At 69.7% G+C, this 15,311-nt stretch carries 11 protein-coding genes; 8 read left to right on the top strand and 3 right to left on the bottom strand.

Annotated elements, in window-relative coordinates; all coding sequences use genetic code 11:
• Window positions 1–14: 14 nt before the first annotated feature.
• On the bottom strand, window positions 15–4,082 hold the full coding sequence (locus HYN04_RS05775) for a translocation/assembly module TamB domain-containing protein (RefSeq protein WP_162599555.1): 4,068 nt from the start codon (window positions 4,080–4,082) through the stop codon (window positions 15–17).
• A gap of 89 nt (window positions 4,083–4,171) precedes the next feature.
• Window positions 4,172–5,959, bottom strand: coding sequence for an autotransporter assembly complex protein TamA (locus HYN04_RS05770; protein ID WP_162599554.1), 1,788 nt, complete (start codon window positions 5,957–5,959; stop codon window positions 4,172–4,174).
• Window positions 5,960–6,191: 232 nt separating this feature from the next.
• Between HYN04_RS05770 and HYN04_RS05765 the strand changes: the two genes are divergently transcribed.
• From HYN04_RS05765 to HYN04_RS05755, 3 genes are read left to right on the top strand one after another with little or no spacing between them, the layout of a single operon-like run.
• Window positions 6,192–7,655, top strand: coding sequence for a circularly permuted type 2 ATP-grasp protein (locus HYN04_RS05765; protein WP_110449880.1), 1,464 nt, complete (start codon window positions 6,192–6,194; stop codon window positions 7,653–7,655).
• On the top strand, window positions 7,652–8,596 hold the full coding sequence (locus HYN04_RS05760; RefSeq protein ID WP_110449879.1) for an alpha-E domain-containing protein: 945 nt from the start codon (window positions 7,652–7,654) through the stop codon (window positions 8,594–8,596). The genes HYN04_RS05765 and HYN04_RS05760 overlap by 4 nt, the downstream gene beginning before the upstream one ends.
• An 8-nt stretch (window positions 8,597–8,604) precedes the next feature.
• Window positions 8,605–9,591 (top strand): transglutaminase family protein, encoded by a 987-nt coding sequence (locus HYN04_RS05755; RefSeq protein ID WP_110449878.1) that lies wholly within the window; start codon window positions 8,605–8,607, stop codon window positions 9,589–9,591.
• Window positions 9,592–9,723: 132 nt separating this feature from the next.
• On the opposite strand, the gene HYN04_RS05750 is transcribed toward HYN04_RS05755, so the two are convergent.
• Complete coding sequence (locus HYN04_RS05750; protein ID WP_110449877.1) at window positions 9,724–10,119, bottom strand: hypothetical protein; 396 nt, start codon at window positions 10,117–10,119, stop codon at window positions 9,724–9,726.
• 84 nt (window positions 10,120–10,203) lie between these two features.
• Between HYN04_RS05750 and HYN04_RS05745 the strand changes: the two genes are divergently transcribed.
• The 5 genes from HYN04_RS05745 to HYN04_RS05725 are packed head-to-tail and all read left to right on the top strand — an operon-like array spanning window position 10,204 to window position 15,307.
• Window positions 10,204–10,863 carry a 2-hydroxychromene-2-carboxylate isomerase gene (locus HYN04_RS05745; protein ID WP_110449876.1) on the top strand — a complete coding sequence of 220 codons (660 nt, stop codon included), beginning with the start codon at window positions 10,204–10,206 and terminating at the stop codon, window positions 10,861–10,863.
• Window positions 10,864–10,875: 12 nt separating this feature from the next.
• Window positions 10,876–12,525, top strand: coding sequence for a sulfatase-like hydrolase/transferase (locus HYN04_RS05740; protein ID WP_110449875.1), 1,650 nt, complete (start codon window positions 10,876–10,878; stop codon window positions 12,523–12,525).
• 54 nt (window positions 12,526–12,579) lie between these two features.
• Window positions 12,580–13,524, top strand: a complete 945-nt coding sequence (locus HYN04_RS05735) for a nucleoside hydrolase (RefSeq protein ID WP_110449874.1) — start codon at window positions 12,580–12,582, stop codon at window positions 13,522–13,524.
• On the top strand, window positions 13,521–14,384 hold the full coding sequence (locus HYN04_RS05730; protein WP_110449873.1) for a ribokinase: 864 nt from the start codon (window positions 13,521–13,523) through the stop codon (window positions 14,382–14,384). The genes HYN04_RS05735 and HYN04_RS05730 overlap by 4 nt, the downstream gene beginning before the upstream one ends.
• The gene (locus tag HYN04_RS05725) at window positions 14,381–15,307 is read left to right on the top strand and encodes an isopenicillin N synthase family dioxygenase (protein WP_110449872.1); all 927 of its coding nucleotides are present in this window, start codon (window positions 14,381–14,383) and stop codon (window positions 15,305–15,307) included. Before HYN04_RS05730 ends, HYN04_RS05725 begins: the two co-directional genes overlap by 4 nt.
• The last annotated feature ends 4 nt before the right edge of the window (window positions 15,308–15,311 follow it).

The raw sequence follows: 15,311 nt of genomic DNA, 5'->3' as shown, positions 1-15,311 counted from the left end.
GCTTCGGCCCGCGCTCAGTAGTCGCGCCGCCAGCGGACCGACAGGGTGTTTCCCCCCTGCCCCGACAGCTTGGAGATCAGGCTGAGCGAACGGCTGACATTCCATTCCACCTGTGCCGAGCCACCGTCGCGGCCCCCGCCCGTGACGATCAGAAGAACGTTGTCGGTCAGGTACTTGCCGCCTGAAACCTCAACGCCGTCGCCATCCCCGCCGCCAGCGAAGGTCAGACGGTCCAGCCCGGCAAGTCCGCGCAGGTTGCCGATGACATCCAGGCCGCCGCCGCCAGCCATGGACGCCACGGCTGAGGCCAGCTGGGCCGTTTCCAGCGGCGACAGCTGGGAGGCTGAACGCCCGAAGAGGATTCGCGAGAAGATCTCATCGGTCGGCAGGGGCGGAGACGAGGTGAGGCTGATCTCCGGGCGCGCCGCGGTGCCGCGGATCCTCACCGTGGCGGTGAGGTCCGGATCGCTGCGGACCGCCGCCAGGTCCAGGCGGATCCGCGCCGGGTCCTCGGAAAGGTAGACGACGCCGGAGGGGTCAATCTCGAACCGCTTGTCGGCAAAGGCGTAGGACCCCCGAACCACCCGGGCCAGGCCGGTGAGACGCGGACGCGCCGAGGTGCCGGAGACCCGGGCGTCCACCGACATCTCAAGGTCCAGTCCCTGGCCCCGGATGTAGACCTGCTGGGGCGCCTTGAGGGTCACGTCCAGCGCCACCGCCGGGCCCGAACCCTTGCGGCCCGCCTTGCGGCCAACCTCGACCGGACGGTTGATCTCGGTCACCGCCAGGGGGGTCACCCCTGTCGGGGTCGGCGCCGCCGCCGTCACGTCCGCCCGGTTGATGGTCAGGCCGCCGGTCAGGGTGATCCGACCGTCGACGGCGCGGGTCATCGAGGCCTGGCCCGACGCCGTCGCCGTCGCCAGTTCGTTGTCGATCACCCGGAAGTTCAGGAGATCGAGGCGGAAGGAACTCGCGGCCCCTTCCCGGAGGGAGATTACGCCTGCCCCCGACAGGGTCCCGCCCTGCCCGTCCGCACCTGTCGCCCGGTCGATCTGGATGGCTGTCTCGGACAGGCGCGAGCGGACAATCACGTTCTTGAGGACCAGGCCGGTGGCCCCGTCGGCAAAGGCGCCGTTCTCGATGTCCGCAGTCCCGGCCGCCCGGGGCGCCGCAAGGGAGCCAGAGAGGTCGCCGCGCAGGTCGACGCGCCCGCTGAGGCTCTGCTCGCCCCCGACGAAAAGGTCCCAGAGAGGACGGATTTCTCCGGTCGCGGCGACACGCCCGCTGAGCGGTCCCTGCCGGTCCGGCGCGATCCGGAAACCCTCCAACCGGGTCGTGACCGGAATGCCCACATCCCCTTCGGCCCGCATGCCCTGGGGGTTGGATAGGTCCGCCTTGACCGTGAGCCGCTCCCCGCCAAGGGTGGCGTGGAACCCGCCGCTGATCCCGAGGGAGGCATCGCTGTCGCTCGCCCGGACGTCCTGGAGGCGGCCGTCCGCCTGTCCCACCAGCCGGGCGCCGTCGCCCTGCACCTGGAAGTTCGCGTCCAGTCGGCCGGCGAGGTCAGGATTGAGGAAGCTGGCCGGAACGTCATCCAGGCGCCCCGCAATCCGGGCTTGGCGGGGGGCCAGAAGAAGGTCCAGGGCGGCCGTCCCACCCTTGCCGACAGACAGCCGCAGCCTCGCCCTTTGCTCAGCGCCGTCCAGTTCCAGGATGGCGGTCTCGATCGTCCTCACCTGGCGGCCGGCCGCTTCGCCGCCGCCATCGAAGTCGATCCGGAATCCTCCAGCCTGCTGGGCGGCGAAGCCGCGCCCATCGAGGCTCCAGTCCCCGGCCGGGGTCTGACCTCGCGCGTCGAGCCGGAACGGCAGGCGCGAGAGGGGCCCCTCCGCCGAGAGTCGTCCCTCAGTAACGGACAGGCTCTCGCCGGGCAGGAGGGCGTTCTTCGCGGTGAGATCGGCCTCCACCCAGGGCTCCTGCCCCTTGCGGTCCTGCAGGCGCACGGAGCCTGTCACGCGCCCCTCGGCAAGAAAGGCGCCCGGGCCAAGATCAACCGCCAGGTCGGCCTGGGAGGCGCCGCGGGCGCCCAGGGTCGCCTCGCCCCCGGCGCGTAACCCGCCGGCATCCACCTGGATGTCCGTCAGGCGCACTCCACCCACCGGGAAGGCGAAGCGGGTGCTGGCCGAAGCTGGCCCATAGGGACTGGCGGCCTTGACCTGCGCCGAGCCCCCCTGGCGGGTCCAGTTCAGGTCCAGGCGCGCGGTCCTGAGCAGAAGTCCGGGCAGGCTGATGGCGTCGAAGTCGGCCGACATGCCAAGGTCTGGGGCGGCCAGGGTCCCACCCAGTCGCCCTTTCCCGGAGGCCTTTCCGGAGACCTCGACAGGGCCCGCGGCGAACGGCCCGTTCGCCGACCAGGTGAAGGGCGCCTCCAGGGCCTCTCCCGTGAGGCGGGCGCCCGGCGCCCGGACCTCAATGGCCGCCCCTTTCAGGTCCAGCCGGTCGAAGCGCAGGTTCCGGTCGCGGAGGGTCAGGCGGGCGTCCAGCTGTGGCCGTCCTCCCAGGAGGCGATCAAGCTCGGCGACGCCGCTGGCGAAGCGGTCGCCGCTGGCGCTGAGCGATACTTCCCAGGGAGCCTGGGGCTTCGCCATCCGGGCGCTCCATTTCGCGGTCAGGCTGCCCGAGGCGCCTGGCAGCCCCGCATCCAGCCGGCTGACATCGGCGCGCCCGGAAAAGGCGAGGCCGCCCAGCAGGCCGCGGGAACCGGAGCCGGAAGCCTTGAAGCCCGCGCCCCGGGCCTGGAGGTCCTCGATCAGGAGTTCGCCTTCCGCCAGCCGGGCGGCCTTGAGTTCCAGGCTGGGCGCAGCGCCCAGGAGCGCGTAGACCAGCCCCTGCCCCTTCCCGCCGCCGCCCTTGATATCGGCGTCGAGGTCGAACCGGCCGCGGGCGCTCTTCACCTCGAAGGGCCCGGCCGCGGATCCCAGGACGTAGCCGGACAGGCCCGCGCGCTCCACCCGGGCGTCCCCCTTCAGCGTCCAGGCGTCGAGGTCTCCGGAAAGGCGACCGTTCACCCGCGCAGGCCCGGCGTCGAAGCCGCCGAGGATCCGGCCCAGCGAGGGCGCCTCTGCGCGGAGGACGACGCCCCCCTCCCCGGTGCGACGGTCATCCAGCTCCACGGGCCCCTGCAGGGACACCCGGGCGGCGTCGGTGACGACCCCCAGGTCGATGACATATCGACCCCGCTGACCCGCCTGTCCGATGGCTGTTCCGGAGATCTTCGCCAGCGGACCAATACGATCCGCGACGGGGCGGGTCAGGGTGGAGGCGGAAAGGTCGACAACACCGGCCGCCTCCCCCCCGTCAGGCCGCCAACCGCCATCAAGCTTTACGGGTTGCAGGGCGCCGGAACGGAGGTCGGCGCGGACCCGCCCGGCATCCACCTTTCCGTCGGCCGAGAGGGAAAGCCGGAACGGCCTGTCGGCCGCCAGGCCCAGAGCGCCCGCCAGGGCGCCGCCTCCGACCTCCAAGGCCTCGGCCCGGACCTTGAGCGGACGGTCATCGCCCAGGTCGAGTTCAACATCGAGGTGGTCGCCCTGGCGAAGCAGGCTGTCGGCGTCCAGGCGTGCGGAGTAGCCGCCTTCGCCCCGCCGGGCCTGGAGGTTCCCACCGATCCGGAACAGGCCCCGGCGGACGCTGAACTCTGGCTCCATCTCGATGACCGCCGAAAGTCGGGCGAGGGTCACGGTCACCGGAAGCGGCTTCGGCGGCTGGGGCGGGCCGAGGACAGGTCGCCGGACAATCCGGACCCGCTCGGCAGATGCGTTATCAATCTTCACTTCGCGGCCGGTGAGGGCCAGGGGGCTCCAGCGGACCTTCAGGTTGGAAGCGTCGAGCCAAACCCCCTTCTCGTCACGGATGGCCAGGCGCCGGACGGACAGCTCGCCCAGCGGGTCCCCGGACAAGCCCTTCACCTCGAGGTGGCCGAGGCGTCCGGCGGGCAGACCGTCGGCGATGGACTCCACGAGGGCCAGTCCCCGCGGCGATCGCAGGGCCATGGGTGAGACCACCACAAGACCCGCGAGCACCAGAATGATGCCGCCGACGGCCAGCAGAAGGCCGCGCAGCCATCCTCCGCGCTGACGACGCCGGGGCTCCGGAGGCTTTTCCGAACCGGTCAAAAGCTTTGCCCGATGCTGACATAGATCTGGTAGCTGGGGTCATCCGACCGACGGTCGAGCGGGAAGGCCAGGTCGAAGCGGATTGGCCCAAAGCCGAGGTCGTATCGAACCCCCAGGCCCACGCCGACGGCGAGGTCGACAAAGTCCGGCTCGGCGGAGAGGCCCACGGCTCCGGCGTCCACGAAGGCGACGATCCCCCACTGGGGAGTCAGGTTGCGCCGGACCTCGCCCGAAACCTCCACCAGGGAGAGGCCGCCCCGCGGGGTGTTGTCCTGCAGGTGGGGCCCAATCCCCTGGTAGACGTAGCCGCGCACGGACCCCCCGCCTCCAGCATAGAACCGGCGTGAGGCCGGAACGCCGGAGATCGTCCCGCCCAGTATGGAACCGGCCTTTACCCGCCCGGCGATCACGGTGCGACGGTCCGCATCCAAGGGCAGGTAGGCCGACCCCTGGGCGCTCGCCTTGAAGTAGCTCAGGGTTACACCCCCGGTCAGGACGGTCGGCTCGCCCCTGACATCGACGCGCCAGCCTGTCCGGGGGTTCAGGACATCGTCCGTGTAGTCCAGCGCCAGGGCGCCAAGGAGGGATCCGATCAACTGGTCCCGCTCGATGACGGACACCAGGGGCTGGGCCGCGCGCTCACGGGTCCGGGTGTACTCGAGTGCGGCGCCCGCAGTCAGGAAGGCCACGTCCGAGCGCTTGCGCTCCACGTCGGCGCGAAGTTCAAGGCCGGTCTCATCGTAGGCGGACGTCTCCCGGTTGAAGACCGCTGCGTATCCCGTCAGGGACTGACGCAGGCGACGCCAGTGCGGCAGGGTGATCTCCACTCCGAGACGACTGTCGATGGTCGACGCCCGGCCAAAGACCGCGCTGGTGTCTGCGTAACCGAACCGGTTGAAGTGGCTCCACCGCATGTCGGCGCCGAGGCCCTCGCTTGAGGCGTAGCTGGCGCCGGCCTCCAGCCTGTGAGGCTTTCGGTCCGTTAGGGTCACCACCACCGGACGAAGCCCGTCTGAGTCACCTTCTTCCGGCGGCGCGAGCGAGACCGACACCTGGTCGTAGACCCCGGTCTCCACCAGCCGTTTCTCGAGATCCAGGACCGCCCCGGGGGTGTAGAGGTCTCCACTCCCCCAGGGGGCAAGGGCCGCCAGCCAGTCCGGGCGGGTCCCCCCCGTCGTCTCCACCTTCAGGGCGGCGAGCTTGACCAGGCTTCCGGCGCTGATCCGGTAGGTCGGTCTCAAGGTCTGGTCGGCATGGTCGACGATGACCTCGCGAGGACCGATGAAGGCGTCGGCGTACCCCTCCTTCTGGATCGCAGACAGGATGCGCGCTTCGGCCGAGACCACGTCAATGGCCCGGCCAGCCTGCCCCGGCTCCAGCCGAAGCTCGCCGCGGCCGAGGGCCTGGAGTTCCGCAGCGGGTTCGGGCTCGATCCACTCGATGCGAGGCTCGGCGATCCGGAACAGCGGGCCGGCCACAATGGTGATGTAGGCCCCGCCGTCGCCCTCGTCAGAGACGCCAGGGGTCACCCGGGACCCGTAATAGCCTTCCGACCTCAACACCGCGGAGGCCTCTTCGGCCGCCGCATTGGCCCTCTGACGGGCGTCAAAGCGGTTCTTCACCGGCCGATCCGACGCCCCGATCGCCGTCTCGATGCGAGTGCGCAGCTCGGCCGGCAGCTCGCCGCGCACCTGGGCCCGGAGCTGTGGAGCCGCAAGGGCGGGCGACGACGCCAGAAGGGCGAGGCCGGCCAAGGTCGCCAGGAACAGTCGCGATCCGCTCACGCTTTGTCTCCGCAGGAGTCCCTGAATTACCCTGCCTGCGCGCGCCATGTCACCCGCGGAGGCGCGACACGGGCGCCCGAATTCCGGGCAGGCGCCTCGAAAAGCGGCGCCTGCCCGCCTTGCGGTCGCCAAGCAGGGATTCCCTCTCTATTCATGAGATCGGGTTTCAGGGCTCTCTGGTTCGGTATCCGAACGGAGGGAGCACCGGGTGAGATACGCTTTGGCCGATGCGATGCGGAGTCCCGGCGCCGCTGCTCCTGCAGCTGCGCCCTACGACGAGATGACGGGCCCCTCGGGAGAGGTGCGGCCCCACTACGCGGCGCTTGCCCGGCGCGTGGCGAGCCTGTCCGACGAGGACCTCGCCGAAAGGCAGAGGCTGCTTGAGCGCTTCTTCCTGCTCCAGGGGATCACCTTCACGGTCTATGGGGCCGAGAGCTCCACCGAGCGGATCATCCCAACCGACCTCCTGCCCCGGATCATCCCGGCGGCGGAGTGGTCCACCATAGAGGCCGGCCTGGTCCAGCGGCTCAGGGCGCTGAACATGTTCCTGGCCGACATCTACAGCGACCAGAAGATCCTGATGGACGGCGTGGTCCCGCGGGAACTGGTGCTGGGCGCGCCCTCCTACCGCCGGGAGATGCAGAACCTCTATGTGCCCCACGGGGCCTACGCGAACGTCTGCGGCAGCGACCTGATCCGCAAGCCCGACGGGGGATTTGCGGTGCTGGAAGACAACCTGCGAGTCCCGTCAGGCGTCTCCTACATGCTGGCGAACCGCGAGGCGGCCAAGCGGACCTTCCCCGGGTCGTTCCGCATGGCCGGCGTCCGGCGGATCGAGCAGTATCCCGATCTCCTGCTCTCCACCCTGAGAAGCATGGCCGCTGACTGGCGCCCCAACCCGCAGGTCGTCGTCCTGACGCCCGGCGTCTACAACTCGGCCTACTTCGAGCACGCCTACCTGGCCCGCCTGATGGGCGTTCCCCTGGTCGAGGGGCGCGACCTCGTGACCCACGACAACATGGTCTACATGCGCACGACGACGGGCCTGCGCCGGGTAGACGTGATCTATCGCCGGGTCGACGACGACTTTATCGACCCTCTCACCTTCCGGCGGGACTCCAGTCTCGGCGTGGCGGGGCTGTTCAACGCCTATCGCGGCGGCAATGTGGTGATCTGCAACGCCCCGGGCACCGGCGTGGCGGACGACAAGGCCGTCTACGCCTATGTTCCCGAGATCATCAGCTACTACCTCGGCGAGGACGCCATCCTGCCGAACATCGAGACCTATCTCTGCCGCGAACCCGCCCAGCTTTCCCATGTCCTGGCCAACCTCGACAAGCTGGTCGTCAAGGCGGTGGGGGCCTCGGGCGGCTACGGCATGTTGGTCGGGCCCCACGCCAGCCGGGCCGAGCGCGAGAGCTTCGCCGAGGCGCTCCGGGCCGACCCCGGCAACTACATCGCCCAGCCGACCATCCAGCTGTCGACCGCTCCGTGCCTGATAGACGGGGCGATCGATCCCCGACACGTGGACCTGCGGCCCTTCATCCTGTCGGGCGACAAGATCCGCGTGACCCCGGGCGCGCTCACCCGAGTGGCCCTGCGCAAGGGCTCGCTGGTGGTCAATTCCAGCCAGGGCGGAGGGTCCAAGGACACCTGGGTCCTGGGCGAGGCTGAGGGACAGGAGGGTTCGCCATGATGCTCGCCCGCGTCGCCGACAGCCTCTACTGGATCGGCCGCTACGTCGAACGGGCCGAGCACATGTGCCGGTTGGCGGACGTGCTGCTGAACGCCACCCTCGACCGCACCGAGAGCTCTGGGCAGGTCGCCCGCATGGTGATCTCGGCCGTCACGGACGGCGAACCGGAGGGAGAGCTGACCCCCTGGGATGCGGCCCTGGCCATGACGATGGACAGCGAGGACGGCGACTCCGTGACCGCCGCCCTGGCCCGGGCCCGGGAGAACGCCCGCCAGGTCCGCGACCAGCTGACCACCGAGACCTGGGAGCGCCTGAACCTGATCTACCTGCGGGTGACCGGGCCCAAGGCGAGCCGCGAATTCACCGACGCCCCCTCCCAGTTCCTGCACGACATCATCGCCGACCTCCACCTCTTCAAGGGCGCCGCGGACGCCACGATGAGCCATGGCGAGGGTTGGGGCTTCCTGCAGCTGGGCGTCTTCATCGAGCGGGCCCAGCTGACCGGACGCCTCCTGCAGGCCGGCTTTGGCCGAAGCCTCGGAAGGCCGGTCACCGAGCATGCGGCCATGACCGCCCTGCTGCGCATGAGCTGCGCGCTGGAGCCCTACCTGCGCAAGCACACCGCCGACATCCAGCCGCGCCTCATCCGGCAGTTCCTGATGTTCGACGAGGACTTCCCCCGTTCGCTCCGTTTTGCGACAGCGCGCATCGAGGAGCACCTTTCCGGGGTCGGCCGCAATGTCGACCTTGGCGGTGCGGCGGGCCCCGAGCGCCTCGCCGGCCGCCTGAAGGCCCGGCTGCTCTACGCCGAGGCCGAGACCCTGACCCCCGAGGACTCCGACCTACTGGTGGCGACTGTGCTGGAGGAGTGCGCCCGCCTGCACGCCGGCATCTACGACACCTTCGTCGCCTATTCCCTTGAAATGCGGCTGCCCGCCTAGGTCACGACATGCTCCTCGAGGTCAGACACGTCACCCGCTACCACTACGCCGCCCCGGTGCGGGAGAGCGTGATGGAAGTCTGGATGCAGCCCCAGAAGACACCCCGGCAGAGGCTGGCCAGCTTCGACCTCGAGCTGGATCCGGCGGCCCAGGTCTTTTCCTACGCCGACCCCTTCGGCAATGCGGTCTACCACTTCGACGTGCCCCATCCCCACGACCAGCTGACCATCACCGCCCGGTCCGTGGTCGAGACGTCGGCTCCTGACCCCTTGCCCGAGGCCCTGGACCTCGGCGAATGGGACCGCCTGAAGAGTGACCGGGTCCTCGTCGAGAACTTCGATTTTCTCCGCCACCAGGGGTTCTGCGTGGAGACAGACGCCCTGCGCACCTTCGCCGCCGAGCACGGCCTGGACCGGCTGCGCGATCGCGATCCACTGACGGCCGTGCGGAGACTGGCGGAGACCCTCTACGACGCCTTTGACTATGAGCCGGGGGTCACCGACGCCGAGAGCCCCATCGACCTGGCCCTCTCCGCCCGACGTGGCGTCTGCCAGGACTTCGCCCACATCATGATCACGCTCTGCCGAAGCTGGGGAATCCCGGCGCGCTACGTGTCCGGCTACCTGTTTACCGACCGGGAGGGCGGAGACCGCTCGGACCCCGACGCCTCCCACGCCTGGCTGGAAGTCTTCCTGCCCTCGACCCGCTGGATCGGATTCGACCCCACCAACAACACCCTGGCCGGCGAGCGGCACATCTCCGCGGCGATCGGCCGGGACTATGCCGACGTTCCGCCATCCAGGGGGGTCTACAAGGGCGAGGCCGAGAGCCAGTTGGCTGTGGGGGTGAACGTCCGCCGGGCCCGCCCGACGGCGGGGGAACCAGAGTTCATGCGCCTGGCCAGCCCGAGCTTCGCCCGTGGCGGGGGGCGGAGACGGCCCGGCGGGGGAGCCTCACTGCTGGAGCGCCAACAGCAGCAGCAACAGCAGCAGTAGGCCCGGCGCCAAAATAGTTGCACTTGGCGTGCCGATATCTCAATCTCCCCGGATGAGGGAAAGGAAACGCCTGCGCGCCGCCGCCTGCGCCCGACGCCGGATGGCGCCGGGAAGCCAGGCTTGCGTCCGGGGTCAGACCGGCTCGACCGGCGGAACGGGCCGCCGCAGCCCTCTGAAGCCCGCCGCGAGAACGGCCAGGGTCACCACCTCGATGAGGATTGGAGCCACCTGGTTGACGGTGAAGCCCGCCACCCCGAGGTTCAGGAGCCGTCCGGCCAGGGCCGCACCGATCAGGCACAGGGGCCCCAACAGCAACCGCCCGTCACCTTTCAGCGCGGCGAAGACCGAGAGCCCGCCTGTCGCTGCAAAGAGCCCCGCGACGTCGGCCCGCAGCGTCGCCTGGCCCAGTGGTCCATTCACGAGCAGGCCAAGCTGGACGGCGACAGCGGTGGGGTCCGCCCAGATACGCGCCGCCAGCAGCAGTGACAGGAGCCCAAGCGCTCCCAGAACGATCCTCAAGGCCAGCATTGGGTCCTCCCTTTCCCTGGTTCCCTTGCGCCAGCCTAGGCCAGGCAGAACCGACTCGCCACCGCCCACCCCCGGAGTTCGCGCATGACGCTGGAATACGACCTCTACTGGTCCTTCAGGTCCCCTTACTCGTACCTCATCACGCCCCGCCTCCTCGAGTTGGAAGCCGGGTTCGACGTCCGTTGCCGGGTGCGCCCGGTCTATCCCCTCGCAGTGCGCACCCCGGTCTTCTTTGAGGGTCGGGACCCGCTCTGGTTCTCGTACCTCATGCTTGATACCCGCAGGGAGGCCGAGATCCTCGGCATGCCCTACCGCTGGCCCCGCCCCGATCCCGTCTACATGGACATGGCGACCGGGACCTATCCCGCCGAGCAACCCCACATCCATCGCCTGACTCGCCTGGGAGTGCTTGCGGCCGAGGCCGGCCGGGGACTGCCCTTCCTCAAGGAGGTCAGCGCGATGATCTGGAGCGGCCAGGTCGACAACTGGCACGAGGGCGATCACCTGGCCGAGGCGACCCGCCGGGCGGGGCTGGATCCGGACGATCTCTTCGCCCGCGTCGAGACAGAGGCTGATCGCCTCCACGCCGTCATCGAGGACAACCAGGACGCCCAGCGCGCCGGGGGCCACTACGGGGTCCCCATGATGGTTTTCAATAACGAGCCCTTCTTTGGCCAGGACAGGGTGGATACGCTCCGCTGGCGCCTGGAACAGCAGGGCCTCGCCCCCCGCAAGACCACCTGAGGAACCGCACCGATGAAGATCCTGAAAGTCCTTGCTCTCGTCCTGCTGCTCCTCGTGGGCATAGGCGCCCTCGCCTGGAGCAACCGCTCGACCGTCCTTGGCCTCATTGCCCAGGCGCGCCTGCCCGACGTGGCCCCCAACCGGCCGGTGACCTGGCTGGAGGGACCCGCAGATCCCCCTCCGGTCCGTCGTCAGCCCAACGTCATCCTCATCCTGGTCGACGACATGGGCTTCAACGACCTGACCCTGAACGGCGGCGTCGCCGGCGGTGCGGTGCCGACCCCGAACATGGACTCGCTCGGAAAGGATGGGGTGATTTTCGAGAATGGGTACGCTGGTAACGCGACCTGCGCGCCGTCCCGCGCCTCACTTATGACGGGGCGGTATGCGACCCGCTTCGGCTTCGAGTTCACGCCGGCGCCGGTCGCCTTCCAGCGGATGGTCGGCACCGAGGCCGAGGGCGGCTCCATCGTCAGTCCCCGGTTCTTCAAGGATCGGGTCAAGGATGTGCCCCCGATGGACTCGATGGCGGTTCCCGCCAACGAGATCACCATCGCCAACGTGCTGAAACAGCAGGGCTACCACACCCTGCATTTTGGCAAGTGGCACCTGGGCGCGAAACCGGGCTCCCGGCCCGAGGACCGGGGGTTCGACGAAAGCCTCGGCTTCATGGCCGGCGGCTCGCTCTTCCTTCCCGTGAAGGACAAGGGCGTCGTCAACTCCAAGCAGGACTGGGACCCCATCGACCGCTTCCTGTGGCCGAACCTGCCCTACATGGTCCAGTACAACGGCTCGGAGATGTTCGCCCCGAAGGGCTACATGACCGACTACCTCACCGATGAGGCGGTCCGGGCGGTGAAGGCCAACCGCAACCGTCCGTTCTTCATGTACTTCGCGCCGAACGCTATCCACACGCCCCTGCAGGCGACGCGGGAGGACTACGACGCCCTGCCGCAGATCAAGGACCATCGCTTGAGGGTCTACGCCGCCATGGTCCGAAACCTGGACAGGAATGTCGGCAAGCTCCTCCAAACCCTGCGTGACGAGGGCCTCGAGAAGGACACCCTCATCATCTTCACCAGCGATAACGGCGGCGCCGGCTACATCGGGCTTGACGACATCAACAAGCCCTACCGGGGCTGGAAGTCGACCTTCTTCGAGGGCGGGATCCAAACGCCCTTCCTGATGAAGTGGCCCAAGGGGATGCCCTCTGGCCAGCGCTACCCCTACCCTGTGGGGCATATCGACGTCTTCTCGACCGTCGCCGGAGCGGCCGGAGCCGCCCTTCCCACAGACCGCGAGATCGACGGCGTGAACCTGCTGCCCTACGTCAAGGGCGAGAAGACGGAACGTCCGCACCAGACACTCTTCTGGCGATCCGGCCAGTACAAGGCCGTGCGCGACGGGGACTGGAAGCTGCAGAGCAACGAGGCCCGCTCGAAGGTCTGGCTGCATAACCTCGCCGTTGACCCCACCGAGCAGACCGACCTGTCGACCAAGGAACCCGAGCGGGTCAAGGCCATGCTCGCCCTCCTGGCCCAGCAGGACGCCCGCAGCGTGAAGCCGCTCTGGCCCTCGCTGCTGCAGGGGCCGGTCTTCATCGACCAGCCCTCCGGACGGCCGCAGAAGGCGGGTCAGGAGTATATCCTCTGGGATAACTGAGGCTGGGCCTGGCGGTGACTTGCCGTTGAGGGGCGAAGCGGGGGAAGCTGGGCCATGCCCGGCCTCCCCCTCATCATCGACTGCGACCCCGGGGTCGACGACACGGTCGCCCTGCTTCTGGCCCTCGCGGCGCCGGAGCGTCTGGACGTCTTGGCCATCACCACGGTCGCCGGCAATGTCGGCGGCGACCTGACGGCGCGGAACGCCTGCCTGGTCCGGGAGATCGCCGGCCGGCCGGACATTCCGGTCCATGCCGGCGAGGCTCGCCCCCTGGTCCGCGCGCCCGTTGCGGCCGATCATTTCCACGGCCCCACGGGCCTCGGCGACCTGCCGGTGGGCCAGCCCTTGCGGGGGCCGGAAGAGGAAGGCGCCGTCGATTTCCTGGTCCGCACCCTTCGGGCTCGCCCCGCGGGCGAGGTCACCCTGGCGGTGACGGGACCCATGACCAACCTGGCCAGGGCCCTCCAAACGGCTCCCGACATCGGTCCCCGGATCGGCCGCGTGGTCGCCATGGGCGGGGCGCGGCGCGAAGGCGGCAACATCACCGCCTCCGCCGAGTACAACATCCACGCCGACCCCCATGCCGCAGACATCGTGGCCCGGTCCGGCGTGGACCTGGTCCTGATGGGGCTGGACGTCACCCACCAGGTCACGGCCACAGAGGCCCGCAGGGCGCGCATCGCCGGCATCACCAACACGCCGGCCAAGGTCGCCAGCCAGCTGATGGCCTTCAGCGCCCGGACCGAGGTTGAGCTGGGAACCGGCGGACCTCCGCCCCTGCATGACCCGTGCGTGATCCTGTGGCTGCTGGCCCCCCATCTCTTCACCCTTCGGGACTGCCACCTCGCCATAGAGACGGAGTCCCCCCTGACCCTTGGCCACACCGCCGTGGAGTTCCGCCTGGGCGAACAGCGAGCCGCCAACGCCCGCTGGGCGACGGGAGCGGATTCGGACGGGGCCTTTGACCTGATCTGCGACCTTCTCGGACGCGGCGCGTGAAGGCCGCAAGCGTCCTGGTGGTCGGGTCGGTGAATCTCGACATCGTGGCGACGGCGCCCACCCTGCCGCGCCCGGGAGAAACCGTGATCGGCGCCACCCTGCAACGCCATCCCGGCGGCAAGGGGGCCAACCAGGCCCTGGCCCTCGCCCGCCTGGGCGCGGAGGTCCGGCTCTGGGCGCGCGTGGGGGACGACGCCTTCGCCGACGAGGCCCTGGCGCTCCTGGAGGCCGAGGGCGTGGACTTGACGGGGGTGACCCGCCTGCCCGGCGCGACTACCGGCGTGGCCCTGATCGGCGTCGACGGAGCGGGGGAGAACCAGATTCTCGTCGCCTCCGGCGCCAACGCCCTTCCGACACCGGGGGACCTTCCCGCGGGTATCGACCGCGCCCTGCTCTGCCAGCTGGAATGTCCGCTCGACGTCGTAGCCGCGGCGGTGCGCCGGGCGGAGGGATTCGTGGCGCTGAACCTGGCGCCCTTCGCCGCGCTTCCACAGGACTGCCTGGAGCGGGCGGACCTGGTGGTGGTGAACCAGATCGAAGCCGAGGCCCTGGGCGCTGCGGCGGCCAGGATCGGCGGCGCTCTCGCCGTCACCCTCGGGGCCGCGGGCGCACAGCTTTTCCGGAGGGGAAGTCTGACTGCACAGGCCCAACCGCCCCGTGTCGAACCCGTGGACGCGACGGGGGCGGGTGATGTGTTCACGGCGGCCCTGGTGGTCGCCCTCCTGGAAGGGCGCAGCGACTCCGAGGCCCTGCGGTTCGCCTGCGTCGCTGCAGCCTTGTCCACGACCCGGCCAGGCGCACAGCCTGCCTGCCCGCGCCGCCAGGACGTCGAGGCGCTGCTTTCAGGAGAAGGATCATGAGCCGGACGGTGCCCGAACTGCGCCTCTCGGATTTCACCGGCGGAGACCCCGGCGCCCGCGCACGGTTCCGGTCGGACCTGTTCGCCAGCCTCCGCCGCTGGGGCTTCGTCGTCCTGGCCGACCACAATGTTCCCACCGACCTCCTGGACCAAGCCTACGCCCAGTCCGCAGCCCTCTTCAGGCAGCCCCTGGCCGTCAAGGGCGCGCTCGCCGGGGGCCTGAGGGGCTACACGCCCTTCGGCGCCGAGCACGCCCGGGACAGCCGCGCACCGGACCTAAAGGAATTCTGGCAAATCGGCCGCGAACCCTCGCCGGAGGCGCTGGCGGTCGAGCCGCTGCCGCCGAATGTCTGGCCGGAGTCGCCCGAGGGATTCCGCGTGACCTTCGAGGCCCTCTACCAGGGCCTGGACCAGACCGGCCGCCTCCTGCTCGCGGCCCTCGCGCCGTCCCTGGACCTGCCGGAGGACTGGTTCGAGGACCGGGTCCGCCACGGCCCCTCGATCCTGCGGCTGCTCCATTACCCGCCTGTCCCCGCGGACGCGCCGGCCGGCGCCGTCAGGTCTGCAGCCCACGAGGACATCAACTTCCTGACCATCCTGGTGGCGGCGCGCGGCGCAGGCCTGCAACTCCTCGACCGCGATGGCGGCTGGCTGGCCGTGGAGACAGAGCCGGGCAAGCTGATCGTGGACTCCGGCGACATGCTGGCCCGCCTGACCAATGGGGTGATCCCGGCGACAACCCATCGGGTGGTGAACCCTGACGGCCCCAATGTCAGTCGCTACTCGATGCCCTTCTTCCTTCACCCGCACTCGGACCTGTCGCTGGACGCCCTCCCCTCCTGCCGCAGCGCCCGGCCCCCACTGCCCCCGGTCACGGCGGGGGACTTCCTCGCCGAGCGACTCAGGGAGATTGGACTTGGGTGAAACC

Source organism: Phenylobacterium parvum (genome assembly GCF_003150835.1).
Taxonomy (GTDB): domain Bacteria; phylum Pseudomonadota; class Alphaproteobacteria; order Caulobacterales; family Caulobacteraceae; genus Phenylobacterium; species Phenylobacterium parvum.
The sequence above is the reverse complement of the archived record's forward strand: the minus strand, read 5'-3'. Positions and strand labels throughout refer to the sequence as shown.

Bases quoted from the DNA above. Each gene is read 5' to 3' on its own strand.
- HYN04_RS05765 (WP_110449880.1), top strand. From the start codon at position 6,192: ATGCGGAGTCCCGGCGCCGCTGCTCCTGCAGCTGCGCCCTACGACGAG.
- HYN04_RS05760 (WP_110449879.1), top strand. From the start codon at position 7,652: ATGATGCTCGCCCGCGTCGCCGACAGCCTCTACTGGATCGGCCGCTAC.
- HYN04_RS05755 (WP_110449878.1), top strand. From the start codon at position 8,605: ATGCTCCTCGAGGTCAGACACGTCACCCGCTACCACTACGCCGCCCCG.
- HYN04_RS05750 (WP_110449877.1), bottom strand. From the start codon at position 10,119: ATGCTGGCCTTGAGGATCGTTCTGGGAGCGCTTGGGCTCCTGTCACTG.
- HYN04_RS05745 (WP_110449876.1), top strand. From the start codon at position 10,204: ATGACGCTGGAATACGACCTCTACTGGTCCTTCAGGTCCCCTTACTCG.
- HYN04_RS05740 (WP_110449875.1), top strand. From the start codon at position 10,876: ATGAAGATCCTGAAAGTCCTTGCTCTCGTCCTGCTGCTCCTCGTGGGC.
- HYN04_RS05735 (WP_110449874.1), top strand. From the start codon at position 12,580: ATGCCCGGCCTCCCCCTCATCATCGACTGCGACCCCGGGGTCGACGAC.
- HYN04_RS05725 (WP_110449872.1), top strand. From the start codon at position 14,381: ATGAGCCGGACGGTGCCCGAACTGCGCCTCTCGGATTTCACCGGCGGA.